Raw genomic sequence first — 19968 nt, 5'->3', positions numbered from 1 at the left:
AACTTATGCTGCCGGTTGACAACTCGCACGTCCGATCTCCACACTAGCGGTAGGGCGTGGGCCTGAGGGGTTCGCTGCTAGCTGACCGAGCTGAGTTCACACGCGCATCAGGGGAGGTCGATGGCTGTCTTCATCAGCTACCACAGCAGCAAGCGGTCCGTCGTAGAACACATCGCCGGGTACTTTCAGCGACGGGGGATCACCACGTGGTGGGCACCGCGCGACATCCCACCGGGCTCGAAGTGGGATGAGGCGATCTCGGCCGCTATCCGAGAAGCTTCGGCGCTGGTGCTCCTGTTCTGTGCCGGTGCGGATTCGAGCGTTCACGTCAAGCGTGAGGTCTTGCTCGCTGACCGCGCGAAGATCCCTATCTACTGGGTGCGTCTGGAGCAGGTGGAGCCGGACAAGCTCGGCTACTTCCTCTCACCGACTCAGTGGGTGGATTGGTTGGACAGACGCGACGGCACGCTCGAGGGCTTGGTATCAGACCTACTGAACCCAGCAGTGGTTGGCCGGAACCTGGAAGTAGCCCAGGGTCGTCTGCAGGACAAGCCAGCGAAGGTCACGGGTTGGCCAGCGGGTGTCGTAGCGTTCGACAACGAGGCCCAAGCTGCCGAAGCCGCCGCGCATACCTATTTTCGGGCAGCCAATGAGATGCCACATCGTAGCGTCGTTCTCCCGACAGGCCGCGCCGGGACTCAGCTGTTCAACGCCATGCTGCGCATCGCCGATGAGTATCATCCGATGCCGTTCGGCTTCGCGCCGATCCTGTCCGATACCGAGACGTTCGGGGTTTTCGACCGCCACGATTCTTCACGTACACGACACGTCCTCGAGACCCTGGTCGAGCCCTTGGCGGACCGTGGCCTCGGTCCCGCGGCACGACAGCTTCAGCTGCTCTCGGGTCAGATCAATCAGAACGCCGACCCGCTACAGTCGACTCGGCGAACGCTGCGCATGTATCCGCCTGCCGTACACGGTATTTCGATATCTCCGGACGGAGAGGTGCTCGGGTACGAGGTCGGCGCATACACCGAACCGGACGATATCGCTGGTGACGGATGTCGGATCGTAGAGTTGAGCGAACACGGGCGCCGCTACATCGACCCGAATCAGCCGTCCCGTTCCGTCATCACGATCGGGTTGGCGGCAGCCATCGAGTGCGCGGCCCTGATGGTTCTCGCGTTCGACCGAAGCAAGTCACGCATCATCCACCAGATGTCGCATTTTCCGGCGACCGCGGGCGTGCCGGCAACCCTACTGAGGCACAACGCCGGCGCGGTGATCGTCACGACCAGACGAATCGCCGAGGAAGCCGAACTCGACCACGTCCACTATCCGATCTCGGCGAAGGCAGGTAGCGAATGGATCTTCAGCAAGTGTTTGTGAGGCCGACCCCCACCGTCGCGGTCGTGGGCATGGCGACCATCGACTACCTGTATGTTCTGGACAGTCACCCCGCAGAGGATAGTGAGAACCCGGTACGGCAGCACGAGGTCGTGGTGGGTGGCCCAGCCGGGCGCGGTGCCATCGCGGCCGCGCGGCTCGGCGGCGGGCGGGTGACCCTTTCGGCGATGTGCGGTACCGGCGTCCATGCCGATGTTCTGCGACGTGAACTGGACTACGAGCCGTTGACTATCAATTTGTCTGTGCGGCAACAGGAAAGTCAGCACTCGGCGGTGATCGTCACGGCCGACCGCGGCACCCGTACGACAATCTGGACACCGCAGCCTCGTGCTGATGCGGAGTTCATCGAGGCGTTGCCCGCGGTGTTCGCCGATGCGGACGCCGCCCTGCTCGACTGCACCGATCCGGCATTGAGCAGGGCGGCGGTCAGCCGTTGCCGCGAGTCGGGCGTCCCGGTCGTCATTGATACCGGCGGATACAAGCAGTCCAGCGAGGACTTGCTGGCCGGTGTCGAGTTCATCGTGTCGCCGGAGAAGTTCTTCGCGGGTCGGCACCCGGGAGAATCGCTGGAACGCAGTATGGCGAAGGTATACGAGGATTTCCAGCCGAGGGTTCTCGTCGCCACGCAGGCTGCACGTGGCGGCGTCTTCCTCGATGAGACCGGCACGCATCGCTATCGAGGTTTCCCTGTGGAGACAAGGGATTCGTGCGGGGCTGGAGATACCTTTCACGGTGCGCTCACCTGGGCGGTGGCGGCGGGTGCGGAGACCGCGACCGCGCTCGAGATCGCGTCCTGGGCGGCATCGCGGAAGTGCGCGGTCTTCGGTAATGGCGGGATCCCGGATCGCCACCAGCTGGAACAAGTCCTGGAGGATCTGATCGGGGGATAGCTCCGGGCGGGTTACTGGGTGTGTGAGGCGCGCCACATGGTGTGCTCGCGACTGATCGCTTCTTCGGCATCGGCGACCGCGGACGACCATTCCTGCTCGGTGTGGTCGCGTTCGAGCATGTCCCGGATCGTGCTCAGCTCGTGCGCGGCCACCGAGTAGGCGACCGCGGTGGTCGTGTGCTGACGGGCGGATGACCACGCGGCGAGGCCGGCAATCGTCGCGGCGACGATGCCTGCCAGATCGAAGTCGACCGCCCCCAGCGCCTTCGCCAAGGCCGCCGATATTCCGACGATTTCGAAACTGAGCGAGATGAAGCCGAACTGATTCGCCCGGCGGTAGTGGTATTCCGCTTTGGTCGCGTACCAGTACTGTTGCTCTAGTACCCGGCCCTCGTTGTACACAGCGCGGCGCTGGTCGAGGGGAAGCCGTCGCACTTCGCGCATGCGGTCACTGATCGTCCGACCGGTGGGTGGCGGGAAGTTCAGCGACCGCAGCGGACGCTGCAACCGACGTATCCGATCGACCAGTAGCTGATCGGCGGCAGCTGCTGGCATCCCGCTCGGAAATGGCGAACCGCCGACCATGTACTTCCAGGTCAGTGTCTTCACAGACTCGGCAAGCGCTCGACCCTCGTACCAATCCTGATCGGGCCGATCGCGAAGCTGCCAGACGTTCAACGCGAGCATCATCACGAACGCCACAGTCGTGACGATCGCGGCGGCATCGATGCCGTGTGAGCCCACATGAATGGTGAACGCGGCGAAGACGGCCGCGATGACGGCGAGAACCAAGCGCGCGCCGTGCGCGCGCAGGAATTGGAACTGCCCTCGCAGTGAGGCGGCGTCGGCAGATTGGTACAGAGCGGGAAAGTCCTCGGTAGTGAACACGAACCCGTCCGAATAGCCCCCAGACACTCGACGAGCGTAGCAGCGATCGCCCTGCACAGTTCGAGATCTGGTTGACCACAGAGTGTTTCACGACCTGTTCGTTGTGCGCAGTCCGGCAGCGCGCCGCAGCCGCGAACCGATCGCCTGGTGCGCGTGAACGCAGAACTCCCACCTGGCGTAACCGATCCTGGAGCTCAGTTGGAGGCCGCGCCAGCGTAGCTGCCCAACGGCAGAATCGCGCCGGTTCGGCCCCGTGCGTAATCGACGCCGCTGGACTCCGCTCGGTTGACCGCGTTGAGCAGCAGGTGCGCGATGCGGTCCGGTGCACCGTCCCACTCGTCCATGTCGTAGCCGAAGTCGACTGTCACTCCGTAGTTCTCGCGGAGTTCCGCGATCAACCTCGCGATGTCGTGCGTTGCCTCACGCAAGTCTTCAACGACCGCTTCAAAGCCGCGGGCGCGTACAAGCCACCCTCCCTCGACTGGAACAATTGTCGCGGTCTCCGGCATGGCATCGATCATCCCACGCGTGGAACGTCGACCGATGACGCCCGGCACGACGCGAGGACCCGCCGGATCGGATCGCTACTGCTCAGGGGGCCGCGTCGGGAAGGTTTTCCGCAGCGAACTCGGCTGCGGGTGGGCACAGGTACTTGATGCTCGCTCCCGCGACTACCTCCATGGAATGGAAGTCGTCCGATCGAGTGTTGGGCAGCATCGCGCTGCTGATATCGCCACTCGCGCTGTAGATCTGATAGCAGATCCTGCGGCCTTGGATGACGAGGTCGGTATCGGAGATGCCACCGCGGTCCACGCCGGAAACTTCGATGGAGCGCAGGAATCCGGGCACGTCCTCGGTCAGCGCATCGATCTGCCCTTGCACCCACGGGTCCGGACGGGGTGCGGCCTCGGCGATGCCTGCACAGAGCATCGCACCGAGCACGAGCGCGGCGAGTAGCGGCGAAACACTGCGGTGTAGCGGCATCAGCTCACCGTACCGGCGATGTCCGGTTGCTATGGGCAAGACCAGGGACTTTCGCCCATTCGAGATGTGTGGCACTCCAGCCACCGTGATCTCGGCCGGATTGTTGTGGAATCGAGAAGCTCGTGGCAGGACAGCGGCTGAACTGTCACGGACGGTCGAGAAGTGAACCGTCGGTAGGCGTCGACCGCGCAACCCGGTCGGTCCGACGCCGGCCCGCTCACCCCACCTCCGGGTGCCCGACCGTGCGGAGGGAGTTAGATTGGGACCTGCCGGGGAGGCACTCGGGGAATGCGGGGAAAGTATGAGAACGCGCGAGCTGGTCTACGCGACGGGCCTCTGCGTGGTGATGGCTGTCTCTGCCTGCGGCCACTCGGTCGAAGGATCGGCGGTCGCCGCGGAGACAACCAGCACAGTCGCGAACAACTGGAAGTCGCCACAGGGCACCTGGATCGGCACCTACGAATGCTCCCAGGGCACAACCGGATTGACATTGACGGTGCAATCCGAGATACGTGCCGAGTTCGATTTCTACCCAACACCGGACAACCCCACGGTCCCGTCGGGCCGCTTCAGTATGCGCTGGCGGGTCGATTCGGGCCGACTGGAATTCCGCCAATCGGCCTGGATCGACCGCCCGGGTTCCTACGTGATGGTCGACCTCGTCGCCGACCGCACCGACAGCACAACCACGCTGACCGGCAAGGTGATCGGCGGCGGCTGCACGACATTCCAATTGAGCCGCGACGTGTCCTGACCACGTCTCGGCTGCTCGCCGCGCAGCCGGTCCGCAGCTACGCCTGTGGTGTCGATGCCATCGAGGGCTCCGCGGTGATCCCGGCGGCGGCGAGGGTCCTGGCCGCGGCGGCACGGTCCGGTGGGGGCTCGAGTGGACTCTCGCTGCGCAGCCGGTCGAGCACCAGTGCGGCGTCCAAGCGGTAGGCTTCCGCGTCGGCGAGCAGACTGTCGACGCTCGGTCCGTCGGTGGGCTCGGTCAGGTGGGGGACGAGCGCACGGATCACCTTGTTCCGGTCGGCCAGGTCGGCCATACCGCAGTCCAGGCCGTCGTCGCGAAGGTCATCCGGGTAGGGCACCCGAGCCCATACGCCGTTCTCATACCAGTAGACACTGCCGACCTCGTACCCTTCGATCCGATCGCGCAGTTCCTCGTACGGCAGCCAGTCGGGTGCGCCCGCCAGCATGTCGATCGTCGGGTCATGCCACTTGACCTGGCTCGTTTCGTCCTCCCCGTACAGCACGAACCTGTCCGCACCCATCCGGGACAGGATCCACCAGGTGCAGCCGGAGTCGTCCCAGTGGAGACCATCGGCGTCGATCCAGTGGCCGCTGTAGTTGTCCTCCGCCGCGCCTTCCGCGCGAACCGCGGCGATCAGTGCCCATCGTGCCCACAGTATTTCGGCCTTCGGGAGGTCGGCCGGACGTCCCGGTCGGTGAATGGTCAAGGTAGCGGACTCCTGGCTAGTGGATCTGGTACTTCTCGATGGCGGACGATAGTTACTGTGCCAGTGCGTAATCGAGCAGTCACGCTCTGGTTGCGATGTGAATTCTCTGCACCTGCGCCAGCCCTGATGCCGGTCGACAGCACAGCTCTGCGTTGCGCGGTCCTCGGGATCTTGCACGACACCTGGCCGGAGCGCGCCGCCGTGCTGCGGTGCTCATGCACAGCTGCGGTGCCCTCTCGGTCGGCGCGCAGCGGCGGCCGCGGCTACGGCATCGTGGGAGGTAGCAATCACCTGGACGGCACTGGCGGGTAGAGCCTGATCTCGACCGTGGCGGCCAGCGGTTCCAACGTCGTCCTGATCAACGGGCCCATCTCTTCCCAGGTAAGTCCGCCGTGCCCGCACCCGAGTGCGGGGATTGCGATCGACTGAATGCCGTACCGCTCGACTGTCTCGACCAGGGCCGGTAGCGCGATTCCCTTGCCCATGACGCCGACGGTATTGACTGCGTTGACAAGGGCTTCGGTGTCGGCATCGAGGAGGTTGCCGGACTTTTCGAGGATCATGAGGTGAACGTACGAGGACCATCCGACAAGTACGGAGGTAGTCGACGACGGCAGAGCAGCTCCCCACCTCGGACGAATCATCGCGAGCGGTGTCATGCGCTGGAATTGGTGCGGTCTCAGGGGATCTGGCTACATCGGCGATGGATCAGCCGCAGGGGGCGGTATCGATATTCGCCCACAGTTCGGTAGCCAGCCAGGCGGCGGATTCGGTGGGGTCTTGGTCGACATCGATGCCTAGCACGTGGATGGTGCCCAGCTGGCGATCGCCGCCGCGGACCCGCAGTAGTCGACGTGCGTGGCCGTGTGTACGCGGATGCACGATCGCTGCCGCGCGGGACTCGTCGGGGGAATACCCGCTGATATAGGTGAGCAGTTGATGGGTATCGGCCGCTGAGATGGATTTGTCCTCGTAGCGCTTGTATTTCGCGTCGACCGGAAAACGTCGCGGAGTGGACGGGGACGCGAAGGTAACCACGATGTCCGGGCGGAACGTGCGAGGGGACAGGTCACCGGACACGGTGATCTTGGCCGCGGTGGTGGCCGTGGCTGTGCGCGAGCCAGGTGGTGCGGAGTCGGCGATGAGCCGGGCAACCGCCATCTCCCAGACACTGGGGAGGTGCAGCAGGAGGCTCTCGGCGCCGGAGCCGATGTCGGTGAGCAAGTCGGCGACACCACCGGCGCGCAGGATCAGCCCCGCCCAAGTGTGGGCCGGGCGATAACGGAGGTTCAGCCGGTTGTAGGTGGCCCGAGACAGGGCGTCGATGGCCCCGGACACGCGGCCGGTAGCGGGAAAGCCGGTTGCCAGCGTCGACAGCCGTTGTGCGAGTGCGGGATCGGCGACCGTCACCCGGGCGACATCGAGGGCGTGGCCGCAGATCTCGTTCTCCCAGATGGACGGGCTGCGGTCGAACGTGTCGTGGTGGAGCTGATCGAGCAGTCCGTAGCGCCGGGTGGCTTGGGTGACGGCGTCGAACCGGCCGCGCAGCACCGGGGCGAGCTGATGGTTGCGGACGTAGTCCCGGCGTAGTCCGTCGCGGAGCAAGATCTGGCATTCGTGTGCCAGGGCGGTGGCGACGATATCGGCGAAACCGGTTGGCGAGACGGTCCAGTCTCGCGCGGTCGCGTCGTGTGGGACCGGCACGGCCAGGGCGTAGCACAGCCAGCGGATCAGGGACTCGCCGGTGAAGGCGAGCTTCGGCTCGATCACGAGGCGGACGCGATCCAGGTTGAGGATGCCGACGGTGGCATCCGCCTTCAGCCGCCAGCCCGCGCGGGACTCGTCCACGGTCATGCGGCCCTGTGCTTGGAGCGCCCGCAGCCGGAGGAGATCGCTTGGGGTGAGCAGACTTTCGGGAACCTGCGCGGATCCGTACTCGCGCAGCCGGACCTCGCGCCGTTCAGTCATCGACCGCGGCGCCGCTCGTAGTGAACTCGGCGGCCAGGGCGGTCGGCAGGTCGGCGACCGTGATGATCTTGGGTCGACCGGTCGTGGGGTCGACCAGCGTTCCGAGTACACGGTGCAGCAGTTCTGCCCGACCCGTGCAGTAGTCCTCGAGCAGCGGCACGATGTCGTGGTAGTAGGCGGCCGCGAGCTCTTCTTCGGTCGAGACCGGGAGGCCGTTGTGGAGCAGGTAGGCATGGCCGATCTGATGGTCGGCGTCGAGATGCGCGGCGATGCGATCGTTGAGCGTGGACAGCAATTCGGAGAGATCGAGGGGACCGATGGTGCCGGAGACGATTTCGGGGTCCGGGCCGACCTGAACGAACGCGAAGCGACGGCGAATCGCCGCGTCGAGGTGGCCGACACTGCGGTCGGCGGTATTCATCGTGCCGATGATCTGGACGTTGGGCGGCACGGTCAGGACCCGCTGACTGATCGGCAGATCGACGCCGAGGCCGCGCTTGTCGGATTCCAGCACGGTGATCAGTTCGCCGAAGATGCGGGGCAGATCGCCGCGATTGATCTCATCGATGATCAGCAGGAACAGGTCGTCGGCAGCCGCGGATGCTTCGGCGCAGAGCTTGTGGAACAGTCCGTCGGTGAGTTCCAGGTGCAGTCCCGCGGCGCCGGGATGATGCGCCGGTTTGAAGCCTTCGACGAAATCCTCATAGCCGTAGGAAGGGTGAAAGGTGACCAGGCGGACGCGGCCGGTGTCGAGCAGCTCGGTGACAGCGGCGTTGCGATTCGGTCCGTCGATGTCAGTGGATCGGCCGTGGAGGGCGAGGGCGACATTGAGGGCGAGGCGAGTCTTACCGGTGCCGGGTGGACCATGCAGGATGACTTGGCCTTTTCGGTGCAGAGCCCCGGTGACCGCGGAAATGGATTCCGGCAGTTCGGCCTCGTCGCGCGCCGCAGCCTGTTCTCGCGCGGAACTGGTCAGCTCGGCGAACAGACTGTCCGAGACTTTGACGATGGTGCGACGCCAGCCCTGCGGGGAATCCAGCCGCCGCGCGAAGCTGGTGTCCCATTCGACGGGAACCACGTGTTTGCAGTCCGTGCGTGTGTCGTCGAATCGATACCCGCCGGTGACGGTGCCGACCGCGAGCACGGTGGACATCCCCTGGTTGGCGATGATCCGATCGCCGGGCTCCAGATCGCGGTAGGCGAGCAGGTTCTTCGCGCTGCTGATCGTGCCGTTCGGCCACAGCGCGGTGAACGCCTCTTTGAGGTCGGTGTCGCTGGTGTATTGCGAGAGGTCACCGAGTTCGTCCCAGCCGACACAGATGTAATTGCCGTCCCGGCAGTCCTCCCAGTATTTCGCCTGCTCGCCGGGCGCGATCTTCCAGATGGGGCGGCTGGGTTCGCGGGGATCGAAATTGTCGTAGAGGAATTGCATCAGTTCGTGCGGTGCCCAGGTGGCCAGCTCCGGATCCCGCTGCACCAGCCCGAGCAGCTGGCGATTCGCTCGCCAGGCGGTGGCACCGCGTTCCGGGACGCCACCGAGACGAGCGATGAAGCTGCGCAGGTGCGAACCCGAGAAGATCGGCAGGAAGTGCTGCGGGAAATAGGTCGCCAGCGATTTGGTCACCAAGGACGGACCGGATCGCAGCGCGTCGAGGTCGTCGAGCTCGTCGAAAGCCTCGCGGGCGACCGCGTCGAACGCGGCCACGAACTGTCCACGCAGTCGCTTCCACCCCGTCTCCAGGTCCGATCCGAGCTGCGGAGCCAGGTTCCACTCGCCGGAACTACGCCGGAAGATGATGTGCTTGCGCGCACTGCCGCCCCCGATGCCACCGAGATCGACCGTGTCGAACTCCATCAACCGGCAGTAGGTCCCCGGCCCACATCCCAGCGCATAGCGCTCGACCGCGAGGGCAGGCCAATCCTCGAGCGGGAACTCGGCGAGGACGCGTTTGCGTTGCTGCTCGGCGTTGGTGACGCGGTAGGCGACTCGGCTGCGGTCGAAGGAAGCGATCGCATCGGAGAGTTCCATCTGTCTTCAGTCCTACGGTCGGATTCGCGGTGGTCATCGGATGCTATCCGCCCGAGGTCGCTCACCGCTTCGCCCGCCATGGTGATGATGTCGGTGCAGACCAGGGTGCCGCGAAGCATTGACGTAATGATTACGTCAATGGGTTACGTGATCATGCTGTATCCAACCCTGTGTACCCAGGACAAGCCGCCCCACGTGCGGTTACGTATCGATCGCGTAGCGGTGGTGTGTCTTCTGAATCCTCCCTGTAGCCGGGATCGTGATCGGCAATGGAAATCTGCCCACGGAAGGCAATCACCTTGCACCAGTTGGCTACTCACCCTGTGCCCGAGAACCCCGTTCACGAGCGAGATTCACTGCTTCACCGCGCTGTCGACGTCGGGCTGCGGTTCAAGTCGAGGGCAGAGATCTTCGGTCGGCGCGGCAGCCCGCACGAGATCCGCGATCTACTGCTGACGGATCTGCCCGCCGAGCCGCTGACAGACGACGCGGTGATGGGGGACTTCGTGGCCCGGGTTCTCCCGTTCTGCAAGAACGAGGCATCACCACGGTTCATGGGCTTCGGAGACACCGGCGACGATCCGCTCGCTCTCGCGGGCACGATGCTCGCGGCGCTGACGCAGCAGAACATGATCAACCAGTCGTTCGACAGCCCGAGCGCGACCTTCATCGAGATTGCGGTATTGCGCTGGCTGCGTGATCTACTCGGGTATCCAAATCCGGCGGTCAGCGACGTGCGCACCGTGTGGGACGTCGGCGGCATGGTCACTTCGGGTGGGACTACCAGCAACACGGTGGCGATGATGCTCGCACGGGAAGCCAAGGCGCCGGAGACGATGCGAACTGGTGTCACCGACCCGCGCCGAATGGCGGTGGTTGTCCCGCAAGGCATCGGGCACTACAGCGTGAAGGCGGCGCTGACATGGATCGGATGTGGAGCGCACGTCATCGAGGTCGGCACCGACGGGTTCCGGTACGACAAGCGCGAACTCGCTCGGACGCTTCGCCGCCACCGAGAGCACGTGATGGCGGTGGTCGCCTACGCCGGCGACAGCAGGACACAAACTGTCGACGATCTGCGCTCGGTGAACGAGATCGTCCGGGAGATCAGTCCCGGAATCTGGTTGCATGCCGATGCCTGCTGGGGGCTGCTGGCCGCTTTCAGCGCGGGCATGCGGGAGAAGATCGACGGCATAGCCGAATTCGACAGCATTACGGTCGACCCTCACAAGATCATGGCCGTTCCCTACGGGCTCAGCGCACTGTTGGTTCGTCAACCAGCTGTCATCCGGACGATCTCGACGTACTCGGATCTGATCATGCAAGAAGACTTCGCCTTCGGGCAGGTCACTCCATTCATCGGCACCAAGGGCTGGATGTCGTTGAAGTTGTGGATGATGATGCTCGGCCGCGGCAGAACCGGGTTGGCCGCACTGGCCGACCACCGAGCGACCTTGGCGCGACGCTTCGCTGCCCTCGTAGATGACCATCCCCGCCTGGTTCGTCTCAATGATCCAGACCTCGCGGCGGTCGTGTTCGCGTACCTGCCATCCGGCATCAGCCCCGGTGCTATCGACGATGAAGGGCTTCGCGATGTCAACGACTTCAACATCGCGATTCACCAGCGAATGCTCGCGGAAGGACAGTGGCACCTGCATCAGTTCACCCTGCCCGACGACCTGGGACGTCTTCGAAAAGGCGCGATCGTGTGCCCGCTGCGGTTCATGGCGAACAATCCGCAGCTCACGGAGGACCACATGCGTGAAGTCCTCGCCTACCTCGACCACCTCGCGCTCGAACTGGAGGAAACGGCATGACCGACAAGACCTTCCGTGCTGTCTACGAGACGGTCGGCACCTACGACGAACTGCTCTTGCGCCACTACTACGGTGGCACCGAGGACGTCGACCTGGTCGCGGATTGGCTGACCGAGCACTACGCCGCACCGGCCGCCACCTTGCACGTGGCCGAATTCGGCTGCGGTACAGGCCGAATCACTGACGCCTTCGCGCCATACGCCGCCCGAATGGTGCTCGCCGACTACAGCGAAATCATGGTGTCCGCCGTCACCCAGAAGTTCCCCGCTGCCGAAACGATATGCGCGGATACCAGTGACGCTGTCGCGCGGCTTCTTGCAGCCGGGCAGGCGGGGGCCTTCGACCTGGTCTCCGCGTTCTGGTCGTTGAGCTATCCGATTGGCGAGTTCTTCGAGGAGCTCTCATCCGTGGGCGTCCGACTTCGGGACGATCAAGCGGGCGCCGCTGACCAGGCTGGCGAGTTCGTGCACGACCTCGTTCAGCTGGTCGCGCCGGGTGGGCACCTGTTGGTGATGTTGTTCGATGCGGAGAGTCCTGAACAGCAGTTGGTTACCAGGGCGTGGGAGAAGGTCGCGCCGTTCCCGCGGGGCGGGCGCGCGTACACGCGCCACGTTCTGATCGATGCGCTCCGTGCCGCCGAGAGCCGTGGGGAGGGAACTCTGTCTCACCTCCGGCTCGGAGGAGTGGCGTGGGCGCCCGATCGGGAGGCTGCCCGAGAGTGGTTCTTCGGAGTGCATTTCAAACACCATCCCCAACTACTGGAAGACCGTGAGGTAGCGCGGGAGGTCGAGGACTTCCTCGACCGCTACGAGATGGCGAGTGGCGGTGTCGCGATTCCGAGTGGAGTTCACTTCATCGACTTCCATGCAGTCGCCCACCCGTACGCGTCACTTCCGATCGGTATCGATTCATGACCCCGGAACTCTTCGCCGCGGCGGCGGAGGTATGCCGCAAATTCGCGCCACAGCGCGGCTACGGGCTGGTCTACGGCTCGCAAGCCGCAACCGGCGAGTCCCGGTCGGACCTCGACCTTGTCATCGTCGGACGCTCCCGCCCAGGGTGTCACCACATGACCGAGCTCGTTGCCGCGGTGTGCGGGCTCCATGTGGATTTCGACCTTCTCACGGACACCGAGGTCGACTATGAGACAAAGCTTTTTGCGACCTACGCGGATGTCTGTTGCGCGGTCGAACTGCGGTGCTTTCCTCGCAGACAAGGAGTGCTGAACTCAGCTCCCGTGGTTGCCGAGCCTGACTGGTTGAACTCCTCGGAGTTCGCGCAACGTCTAGTGCTCAATGCGCTGACCAGCGAACATGTCTTCCTGGGTGGAGACGTGCAGCGCTACCGCGCCGACCGATCGCGAGCGGAGCGGGCTGTTGCGTCGTTGGCGCTGGCCATGGTGGCCAAGCCCGAGGTCACCATCCAGGACGCTGTCGCGGTACTCACTCGATCTCCCGAGGGCGCGCGGGGCAAGGACTTCCTCGGCTACCAACCGACCGCCCGCTTGTATTCGACGATCCAGTCCGGCTTCGCCGCGCTGGCCGCGGCGAACGTGGTCGAATTCGTCGACGGCGCAAGATTCCGGAGATGCCGTGAACTGGGTGGTGTGGTCGGCCCAATCCAGGCCGCATGAGAAACCTGCGACAATAGCCGCACTATCCCCATTCGAAAGGAATCGAAGGTGAGCTCTGCCGGTGTTGTACCGCTGCTCGGACGTGTCGCTACCGCTGTGTCGGAGGCGATCGCCCGAGTCCGTCCGGAAACGGCGGATGCGGACCCGGTAGTGCGACGATCCGACCGCGCCGATTTTCAATCCAACGCCGCGTTGCCACTGGCCAAGCGAGTGGGAGTGCCGCCCGCGCAACTCGGTGGCGAGCTCGCTTCCTCCATCGATCGGACCGGGGGCGTCATCGCCGACGTGCAGGTGTCGGGCCCGGGATTTCTGAACATCACCCTGGCCGACTCCGCGGTGTGGGAATCCGTGACAGTCCGACTGGCAGACGACCGGCTGGGCATCCCCGCCACGGAGGACGGACGCCGGGTGGTCATCGACTACTCGGCACCGAACGTGGCGAAAGAGATGCACGTCGGACACCTCCGTACCACCATCATCGGCGACAGCCTCGCCCGGATCTTCGGATTCCTCGGCGCCGATGTGGTGCGCGCCAACCACCTCGGTGACTGGGGCACGCAGTTCGGCATGCTCATCCAGCATATCGACGAGCATCCCGAATCGCCTTGGCACACTGAGGAACTCGACGCCCCTACCAGGTCGGTGTCGGCGTTGGACGCGCTGTACAAGGCCGCACGCGCTCAGTTCGACGCCGACTCGGAGTTCGCCGATCGGGCGCGAACCCGAGTGGTCGCACTGCAGGCCGGCGACCCCGACACCGTCGCTCGGTGGCGGGAGATCGTCGCGGAGTCGGAGAAGGCGTTCGGCGCCATTTATGAGCGCCTCGGTGTCCTGCTGACTCCCGATGACTACGTCGGGGAGTCGTTCTACAACGACCAGCTGGCCGTGACGGTGGCCGAGCTCGTCGACAAGGGCGTGGCGGTCGACAGCGACGGTGCCGTCGTCGTCCTGTCCGAGCAGGTCAATGGCCCGGACGACAAGCCCGCCGTGTTGATGGCTCGCAAGCGTGACGGCGGCTACGGCTACGACAGCACCGATCTGGCGACCATCCGGTACCGGATCGCCGCACTGCACGCGGATCGGTTGCTGTATGTCACCGACTCGCGCCAGGCCCTGCACTTTCAACTGATCTTCGAGGCCGCCAGGCGGGTAGGTTGGTTGACCGACACGATCCAGGTCGACCACGTCGCTTACGGAACGATTCTCGGACCGGACGGCAAGCCGTTCAAGACTCGTGCGGGCGGCACGGTCCGGCTGATGGATCTCCTCGACGAGGCGGTAGCGCGCGTCCGCACCGTGGTCGCCGAGAAGAACCCGGAACTCGCGTCAGCCGACCTCGACACCATCGCCGAGCAGGCGGGCATCGGGGCGGTGAAGTACGCGGATCTGTCGACCTCCCGAGTCAAGGACTACACGTTCGACCCTGTTCGAATGACGTCGCTCAACGGCAACACCGGTGTCTACCTGCAGTACGCCCACGCTCGGGTTTGCTCGATCCTCCGCAAGGCTGACATCGCGGGTCCTGCCGCGGTCGACACGAACGGCCCGTTGGAACCGGCCGAGCGCGAACTCGCGTTGGTCCTCGATGGGTACGGGACAGTCCTGCGGGAGGTAGCCGAGGCACTAGAACCGCACCGGCTGGCCGGATACCTCTACGATCTCGCTCGCACCTATACCACGTTCTACGATTCGTGCCCGGTGATCTCCGCTGAGGAATCGATCCGTTCGAACCGAATTGCGCTGTGCCAGTTGACAGCTCGAACCCTTGAGCTCGGTTTGGGACAGCTGGGCATCGCCGCGCCGCAACGAATGTGAGCTGTCGGCCGGACGCACACCGTCGTGGAGTTGTGTCCGGCCGGCGGAGCCGTACACTCCCAGGCAGGGAGTTCGATATCGAGAGGTAGGCCGACCAGGGATGACTTCCAATGGTCCATTTCCCCGGCACCTGCCGGACTCGACAGCGGATCCCGAGGCCATCTTCCGGAACGACTGGGCGGCCTTCGCCGAACTCGAACATCTGCGCGACCACTGGCGCGTGAAGCAGTGGTCGCCCGGGCGCACCGGGTACTACTGGTACTTGACGTTCGATGACCCGGATCTGGTTGACTTCGCCGCGGAATGTCAGAACAGTCTCGGCATAGCGGGTATCGACCCGGTGCCATCGGACGGTTTGCACCTCACGATCAGCAGCGTCGGCGATACAACCACCGTCGCCGGTGAACAGATAGAAGCCCTGGTCTCGACTGCTCGCGAACGACTTTCGGATGTGAAGCCGTTCGATCTGACCATTGGTCCGCTCAGTGGATCTCGAAGCGCGATTCGATTCTCGGTGGCGCCGTGGGATCCGCTGCTCGACCTGCATCGAGTTCTGTCGGCCTGTTCCAACGAGTCTTCGCCGGAACAGGCGCCTCGCGATGTATCAGGTTGGTCGGCGCGGTTCCGGCCGCACCTGGGCATCGCGTACAACAACACTGACCGCGCCGCGGCAGAGGTCATCGCCGCGGTCGCGGCTCTGCGGGGACCCGAGCGAGTTTCTGTGCGGGTCGACACTGTTGAGCTCGTCGTTCTCCGGCGAGAGGGGCGCTGCTATCGGTGGGACACACGTGCTGCCCTCGCGCTGGGCGGCTAACGAACGCTCTCTGGGGCAATGAGCGGTCGCGAGGCTCGCCGCCATTGCGTCAATCGTTCGATGTAGTCCTGCGACGGTTTGGGATAGTTGGCCTCAAGGAGAGCGCCGAGCTCGTTCGCTCGCTGCCACACTGACCGGATCGGCCGCTCCGCCGAAGCGTCGAGCGCCTCGATCCCGAAATAAACCGCCTGTTCGATTTCTGGGGAACGCTGGAGAGTGAGCGCAGTCGCCACATCCAAGCTCACCAATGCGCGGCTCCAAACCGAGTCCGACTGCGACACATACTCGTTGACCAAGCTCCCGTACTCGAGTGCTTTGTCGAATCGCCCGGCGGAGAGGAATGCCGTCGCGGCGTTGGCCAGCAGGCGGGCCTTGCCGTACGGACTGAAGGTGAGTGCTGGAGTCAGGCCTGGCGTGACGTTCATACGATCAGCCAGCGCCATTGCCTGCTCGACCGAGCGCTCGACGTCGGCGGTGTCGCCCAGTTTTCCCTGTGCGCGAGCCAACCCGTTGGAGTACAACCGGATCGTCTGAGAGCCTGTCTTGGCCATGGCGATTCCTTGCTCCGCCAGCGCTGCGGCTTCCGCGAAATCTCCTGCGTAGTAAACGCAGAAACTCTCAGTTGACTTCACCCAGGTCAGCATTTCGTGGTCATCGGTGAACGAGGCCATCACTTGAGCCTCGTGGCAGTACATCCGCGCGGTGCCGAACCGACCACAGTTGACCGCCATGTACGCGAGGACACCGGAGATTCGGGATGCTATCCGGTAGAGACTCTCGACGTGGGCTGGGTGACGTCGTTGCTGAAGAAGGAGGTTGGCACGCTGCCGAAGCTCTCGGGCCTCGACAGCGAGCACGCGTGGCCCCTCCGCCTCGTACCGGTCGACGATGTCATCGAGCGCGAGGCGGAACCCGTCCACGAGGTCGCCGTCTCCACAAACCCCGGAAAGATCCTGAAGCTGACCAATTATCGCGTCCGGCTGATCGAAGCGTGATGCTCTCGCAGTCGACGTCGTGCACCCTGGATCGGCGAGAGCGCTGTCGAACCTACTGCGTTGCTCGCCATCGAGACGCTGAAGCAGGGTATCCATCGCCGCTGCGTACTGATTGGTGAGAGTTATTGTCGCGCCGCGCTTCTCCCACTTGCGGACGACTGCTTCTGTGAAGCCAAGCCGATCAGCGAGCTCGGCCTGAGTCAGCCGAAGCGCGGCGGTCCGAATCGCACGTACCTCGACGCCCGTCCAAGCTCCTACCGTCACGATGCCCCCGATCGCCTCGTGCTGACGCCTACCGGTACGAGGGTAGAACGCCCCTCACTCCCTGTCACTGTCGTGGCTGGGCATGTCGCACCAGATAGCCCAAAGCGGTCCCAAATCCGTGACGGTTTAAACTTCCTGGAGTACTAGATCCTGTTCCCTGAGCGCAGTGGGATTGCCAGCCGGTTCCGAGTCCAGCGCCGGTTCGTACTGCGGCACGGGTCTGTAGATGTCCGAGCATGTCCACGAAGCGGCCTTGTGGACGGCGTTCGGAAACGATGCCGTGTTGGCCGCCCAGCTTCGGTGCCTGCTTCGCGCTGCCTTCGGAAACGTGCACCTGGTCTTCGGTGTCGTCCCGCTCGGCGCCGGAACACTTCCTCCCGCACGTGGAGGGCGTCGGCGAGTCGGGGGATGACGGGCGGATGACGTGAGTCGCCTCTGGAAACCGGTGTATGGAACTCATGGCTCTTATATGACCTCTGACGCTGGACGTCGGATGATCTTCGTCGACAGGGGGTACCGGGTCTCCAGAGCAGGCGGGGCATTCGCTTCCTGTCGGCGGCCGCCGGTAGCCTGACTCCACCACCTCACAGCAACCGAATCGCGCCGTAGCGCGGAGGAGAACAACTTCAACATGGCACCCACGACCAAAGAAGGGCAGCGCGCTGAGCTGCACAAGACGATCTGGCGGATCGCGAACGATCTGCGCGGCAGCGTCGATGGGTGGGACTTCAAGTCCTACGTGCTGGGCATGCTCTTCTACCGGTACATCTCCGAGAACCTCACGGCCTATATCAACAAGGGTGAGCACGAGGCGGGTGACGAGTCGTTCGACTTCACTCGAATGCCTGACCCGGAGGCGGAGTTTGCTCGCGACGAGGTGGTCGCTGAGAAGGGATTCTTCATCCTGCCGTCCGATCTGTTCGCCAACGTCCGTAGGCAAGCTGTGGACGACGAGGACCTCAACGAGACGCTTGAGCGGGTATTCAAGAACATCGAAGGATCGGCACTCGGCACTGACAGCGAGGACGACATCAAGGGGCTGTTCGATGACCTCGACGTCAACAGCAACAAGCTCGGCTCGTCGGTCGCCAAGCGCAACCAGAAGCTGGTGAAGCTACTCGACGCGATCGGCGACCTGCCGCTGGGGCGTTTCGAGGACAACTCGATCGACCTGTTTGGCGACGCCTATGAGTACCTGATGCAGATGTACGCGGCTAACGCTGGCAAGTCGGGTGGCGAATACTATACGCCGCAGGAGGTCTCCGAGCTGCTGGCGCGCATCACCGTGGTCGGCAAAAAGCAGGTCAACAAGGTCTACGACCCGGCGGTCGGTTCCGGGTCGCTGCTGCTGAAGTTCGATAAGGTGCTCGGCAAGAACAACGTCCGCCAAGGGTTCTTCGGTCAGGAGATCAACTTGACCACCTACAACCTGGCGCGGATCAATATGTTCTTGCACGACGTCAACTACGCCGACTTCAACCTCGCCCACGGCGACACCCTGATCGACCCGCAGCACTGGGACGATGAGCCGTTCGAGGCGATTGTCTCCAACCCGCCGTATTCGATCAAGTGGGACGGCGACTCCAACCCGCTGCTGATCAACGATGAGCGCTTCGCGCCGGCCGGTGTGCTGGCGCCGAAGTCGAAGGCTGATCTCGCCTTCACGATGCACATGCTCAGCTGGCTGGCCGTGAACGGCACTGCGGCGATCGTCGAGTTCCCCGGCGTGCTGTATCGCGGGGGAGCGGAGAAGAAGATCCGCAAATACCTCATCGACAACAACTACGTCGACGCGGTCATCCAACTTCCGTCGGACCTCTTCTTCGGTACCACGATCGCGACCTGCATTCTCGTTCTGAAGAAGTCGAAGAAGACCAATGACGTGCTGTTCATTGGCGCATCGGCAGAGTTCAAGCGCGTGGGCAACAAGAACAAGCTGCTTGAGGAGCACCAGGCGCGGATTCTCGAAGCATTCACGACGCGCGAGCCGGAAGACCACTTCACCAAGGTCGTCAGCAACGAGGACATTGCGGCCAACGACTACAATATTGCCGTATCGTCGTACGTGGAGGCGGAGGATACGCGCGAGGAAGTCGACATCGCGGAGCTGAACGCCAAGATCGCGCGCATCGTGGCGCGCCAGGCCGAGCTTCGCACAGCGATCGACGAGATCGTAGAGAGTTTGGAAGTAGGGGGACATGAGGTTGTCTGATTTGCTCTCAAAAGCGCCCGATGTGACGGCAGCCCAAGTCGAGGGATTCCTTTCAGATCGTCCGCTCGGCTGGGGGAAGCATAAGAAAATCCGGGTTGGGAAAGTCATTCACAACTTTCATTGCCACGAGTGCAATGATGTCAGACCATTTGAGTCGGCCGATGAACTCTCATGCTTGGGTGTGGGGGATAACCAAATCAGCATCGACGCGACGTTGCGTTGCATGGTGTGCCGTTCGTCGGTAGAAACCTGGTTCTTGGTTGCGTCGAGCGGGATGCTCCATTCCAGGGCGCCGGAGGTGCACGTCGAGAGATATACCGAGAATCTAAGAGAGCGGGCGGAACGTGTCGATGTTGCGGCCGGTCCGTTCTCGGAGCTTGTTAAGCGAGCGCATCTCGCATATGAGAGCGGACTTGGTGCTGGATCTGTAATCTACCTTCGCAAGATCTTTGAAAAGGTCACCTGGGAGGTTGCCGAAATCCTCGGAGTCGAGACCATGAGGCAGAATGGGAATCCACGCCCCTTTTCTCAGGTGCTTGAAGAGGTAAATGCAAAGCGTAGCATTATTCCCCAGCGCTTCTCTAGTGACGGGTATAAGTTGTTCCGAGAGCTTAGTGGAATTATCCACGGCGACTCAAGTGAAGTGGAGGCACTTCAAAAATTCAAGCCGTGTCTCCAGCTGGTGCTCGGAGTCGTCGAGGAAGTCAATAGAGATAACGTGGTTGCTCAAGCCATTGATGAACTTGGATGGAGTGTTGAGAATGTTGGCGCGCTTGCGCGAGGGGATGTGTGA

At 63.6% G+C, this 19968-nt stretch carries 20 protein-coding genes; 12 read left to right on the top strand and 8 right to left on the bottom strand.

Annotated features, from left to right (window positions below):
• Window positions 1-120: 120 nt before the first annotated feature.
• Window positions 121-1389, top strand: coding sequence for a TIR domain-containing protein (locus tag WA675_RS19865; protein WP_336086146.1), 1269 nt, complete (start codon window positions 121-123; stop codon window positions 1387-1389).
• A 23-nt stretch (window positions 1390-1412) separates the two neighbouring features.
• Entirely contained in the window at window positions 1413-2297 is an 885-nt protein-coding gene (locus WA675_RS19860; protein WP_336086145.1) for a carbohydrate kinase family protein, read from the top strand.
• A gap of 11 nt (window positions 2298-2308) precedes the next feature.
• Here WA675_RS19860 and WA675_RS19855 read toward each other — a convergent pair whose 3' ends face one another.
• The 3 genes from WA675_RS19855 to WA675_RS19845 form a co-directional block, all read right to left on the bottom strand.
• Entirely contained in the window at window positions 2309-3184 is an 876-nt protein-coding gene (locus tag WA675_RS19855) for a DUF4231 domain-containing protein (RefSeq protein ID WP_336086144.1), read from the bottom strand.
• Between the two features lie 194 nt (window positions 3185-3378).
• The gene (locus WA675_RS19850; RefSeq protein ID WP_336086143.1) at window positions 3379-3705 is read right to left on the bottom strand and encodes a hypothetical protein; all 327 of its coding nucleotides are present in this window, start codon (window positions 3703-3705) and stop codon (window positions 3379-3381) included.
• A 70-nt stretch (window positions 3706-3775) separates the two neighbouring features.
• Window positions 3776-4168, bottom strand: coding sequence for a DUF732 domain-containing protein (locus tag WA675_RS19845; protein ID WP_336086142.1), 393 nt, complete (start codon window positions 4166-4168; stop codon window positions 3776-3778).
• A 301-nt stretch (window positions 4169-4469) separates the two neighbouring features.
• Here WA675_RS19845 and WA675_RS19840 point away from each other — a divergent pair, with 301 nt between their 5' ends.
• Window positions 4470-4922 carry a hypothetical protein gene (locus WA675_RS19840; protein ID WP_336086140.1) on the top strand — a complete coding sequence of 151 codons (453 nt, stop codon included), beginning with the start codon at window positions 4470-4472 and terminating at the stop codon, window positions 4920-4922.
• 37 nt (window positions 4923-4959) lie between these two features.
• Here WA675_RS19840 and WA675_RS19835 read toward each other — a convergent pair whose 3' ends face one another.
• From WA675_RS19835 to WA675_RS19820, 4 genes are all read right to left on the bottom strand, one after another.
• Window positions 4960-5628 carry a hypothetical protein gene (locus WA675_RS19835; protein ID WP_336086139.1) on the bottom strand — a complete coding sequence of 223 codons (669 nt, stop codon included), beginning with the start codon at window positions 5626-5628 and terminating at the stop codon, window positions 4960-4962.
• 287 nt (window positions 5629-5915) lie between these two features.
• The gene (locus WA675_RS19830; protein WP_336086138.1) at window positions 5916-6191 is read right to left on the bottom strand and encodes a macro domain-containing protein; all 276 of its coding nucleotides are present in this window, start codon (window positions 6189-6191) and stop codon (window positions 5916-5918) included.
• Between the two features lie 145 nt (window positions 6192-6336).
• Window positions 6337-7596, bottom strand: coding sequence for an McrC family protein (locus WA675_RS19825; protein WP_336086136.1), 1260 nt, complete (start codon window positions 7594-7596; stop codon window positions 6337-6339).
• On the bottom strand, window positions 7589-9625 hold the full coding sequence (locus WA675_RS19820; protein WP_336086135.1) for an AAA family ATPase: 2037 nt from the start codon (window positions 9623-9625) through the stop codon (window positions 7589-7591). The genes WA675_RS19825 and WA675_RS19820 overlap by 8 nt, the downstream gene beginning before the upstream one ends.
• A gap of 323 nt (window positions 9626-9948) precedes the next feature.
• On the opposite strand from WA675_RS19820, the gene WA675_RS19815 reads away from it, so the two are divergent.
• The 5 genes from WA675_RS19815 (at window position 9949) to WA675_RS19795 (ending at window position 15704) form a co-directional block, all read left to right on the top strand.
• Window positions 9949-11442 (top strand): pyridoxal phosphate-dependent decarboxylase family protein, encoded by a 1494-nt coding sequence (locus WA675_RS19815; RefSeq protein WP_336086134.1) that lies wholly within the window; start codon window positions 9949-9951, stop codon window positions 11440-11442.
• The gene (locus WA675_RS19810) at window positions 11439-12356 is read left to right on the top strand and encodes a methyltransferase (RefSeq protein WP_336086133.1); all 918 of its coding nucleotides are present in this window, start codon (window positions 11439-11441) and stop codon (window positions 12354-12356) included. Before WA675_RS19815 ends, WA675_RS19810 begins: the two co-directional genes overlap by 4 nt.
• On the top strand, window positions 12353-13075 hold the full coding sequence (locus WA675_RS19805) for a hypothetical protein (RefSeq protein ID WP_336086132.1): 723 nt from the start codon (window positions 12353-12355) through the stop codon (window positions 13073-13075). Before WA675_RS19810 ends, WA675_RS19805 begins: the two co-directional genes overlap by 4 nt.
• Before the next feature lie 48 nt (window positions 13076-13123).
• Complete coding sequence (argS, locus tag WA675_RS19800; RefSeq protein ID WP_336086131.1) at window positions 13124-14890, top strand: arginine--tRNA ligase; 1767 nt, start codon at window positions 13124-13126, stop codon at window positions 14888-14890.
• A 100-nt stretch (window positions 14891-14990) separates the two neighbouring features.
• The gene (locus tag WA675_RS19795) at window positions 14991-15704 is read left to right on the top strand and encodes a 2'-5' RNA ligase family protein (protein ID WP_336086130.1); all 714 of its coding nucleotides are present in this window, start codon (window positions 14991-14993) and stop codon (window positions 15702-15704) included.
• Here WA675_RS19795 and WA675_RS19790 read toward each other — a convergent pair.
• Complete coding sequence (locus WA675_RS19790) at window positions 15701-16435, bottom strand: hypothetical protein (RefSeq protein ID WP_336086129.1); 735 nt, start codon at window positions 16433-16435, stop codon at window positions 15701-15703. The two genes, WA675_RS19795 and WA675_RS19790, sit on opposite strands and share 4 nt — an antisense overlap.
• A 60-nt stretch (window positions 16436-16495) precedes the next feature.
• On the opposite strand from WA675_RS19790, the gene WA675_RS19785 reads away from it, so the two are divergent.
• The 4 genes from WA675_RS19785 (at window position 16496) to WA675_RS19775 (ending at window position 19968) form a co-directional block, all read left to right on the top strand.
• Window positions 16496-16699, top strand: a complete 204-nt coding sequence (locus WA675_RS19785; RefSeq protein WP_336086128.1) for a hypothetical protein — start codon at window positions 16496-16498, stop codon at window positions 16697-16699.
• A gap of 490 nt (window positions 16700-17189) precedes the next feature.
• On the top strand, window positions 17190-17375 hold the full coding sequence (locus WA675_RS27425; protein WP_442945675.1) for a Scr1 family TA system antitoxin-like transcriptional regulator: 186 nt from the start codon (window positions 17190-17192) through the stop codon (window positions 17373-17375).
• Window positions 17376-17594: 219 nt separating this feature from the next.
• Window positions 17595-19175 (top strand): type I restriction-modification system subunit M, encoded by a 1581-nt coding sequence (locus WA675_RS19780; RefSeq protein WP_336086127.1) that lies wholly within the window; start codon window positions 17595-17597, stop codon window positions 19173-19175.
• Entirely contained in the window at window positions 19162-19968 is an 807-nt protein-coding gene (locus WA675_RS19775; RefSeq protein ID WP_336086126.1) for a hypothetical protein, read from the top strand. Before WA675_RS19780 ends, WA675_RS19775 begins: the two co-directional genes overlap by 14 nt.

The sequence above is a fragment of the Nocardia sp. SSK8 genome (assembly GCF_037034205.1).
Classification (GTDB): Bacteria; Actinomycetota; Actinomycetes; order Mycobacteriales; family Mycobacteriaceae; genus Nocardia.
The sequence above is the reverse complement of the archived record's forward strand: the minus strand, read 5'-3'. Positions and strand labels throughout refer to the sequence as shown.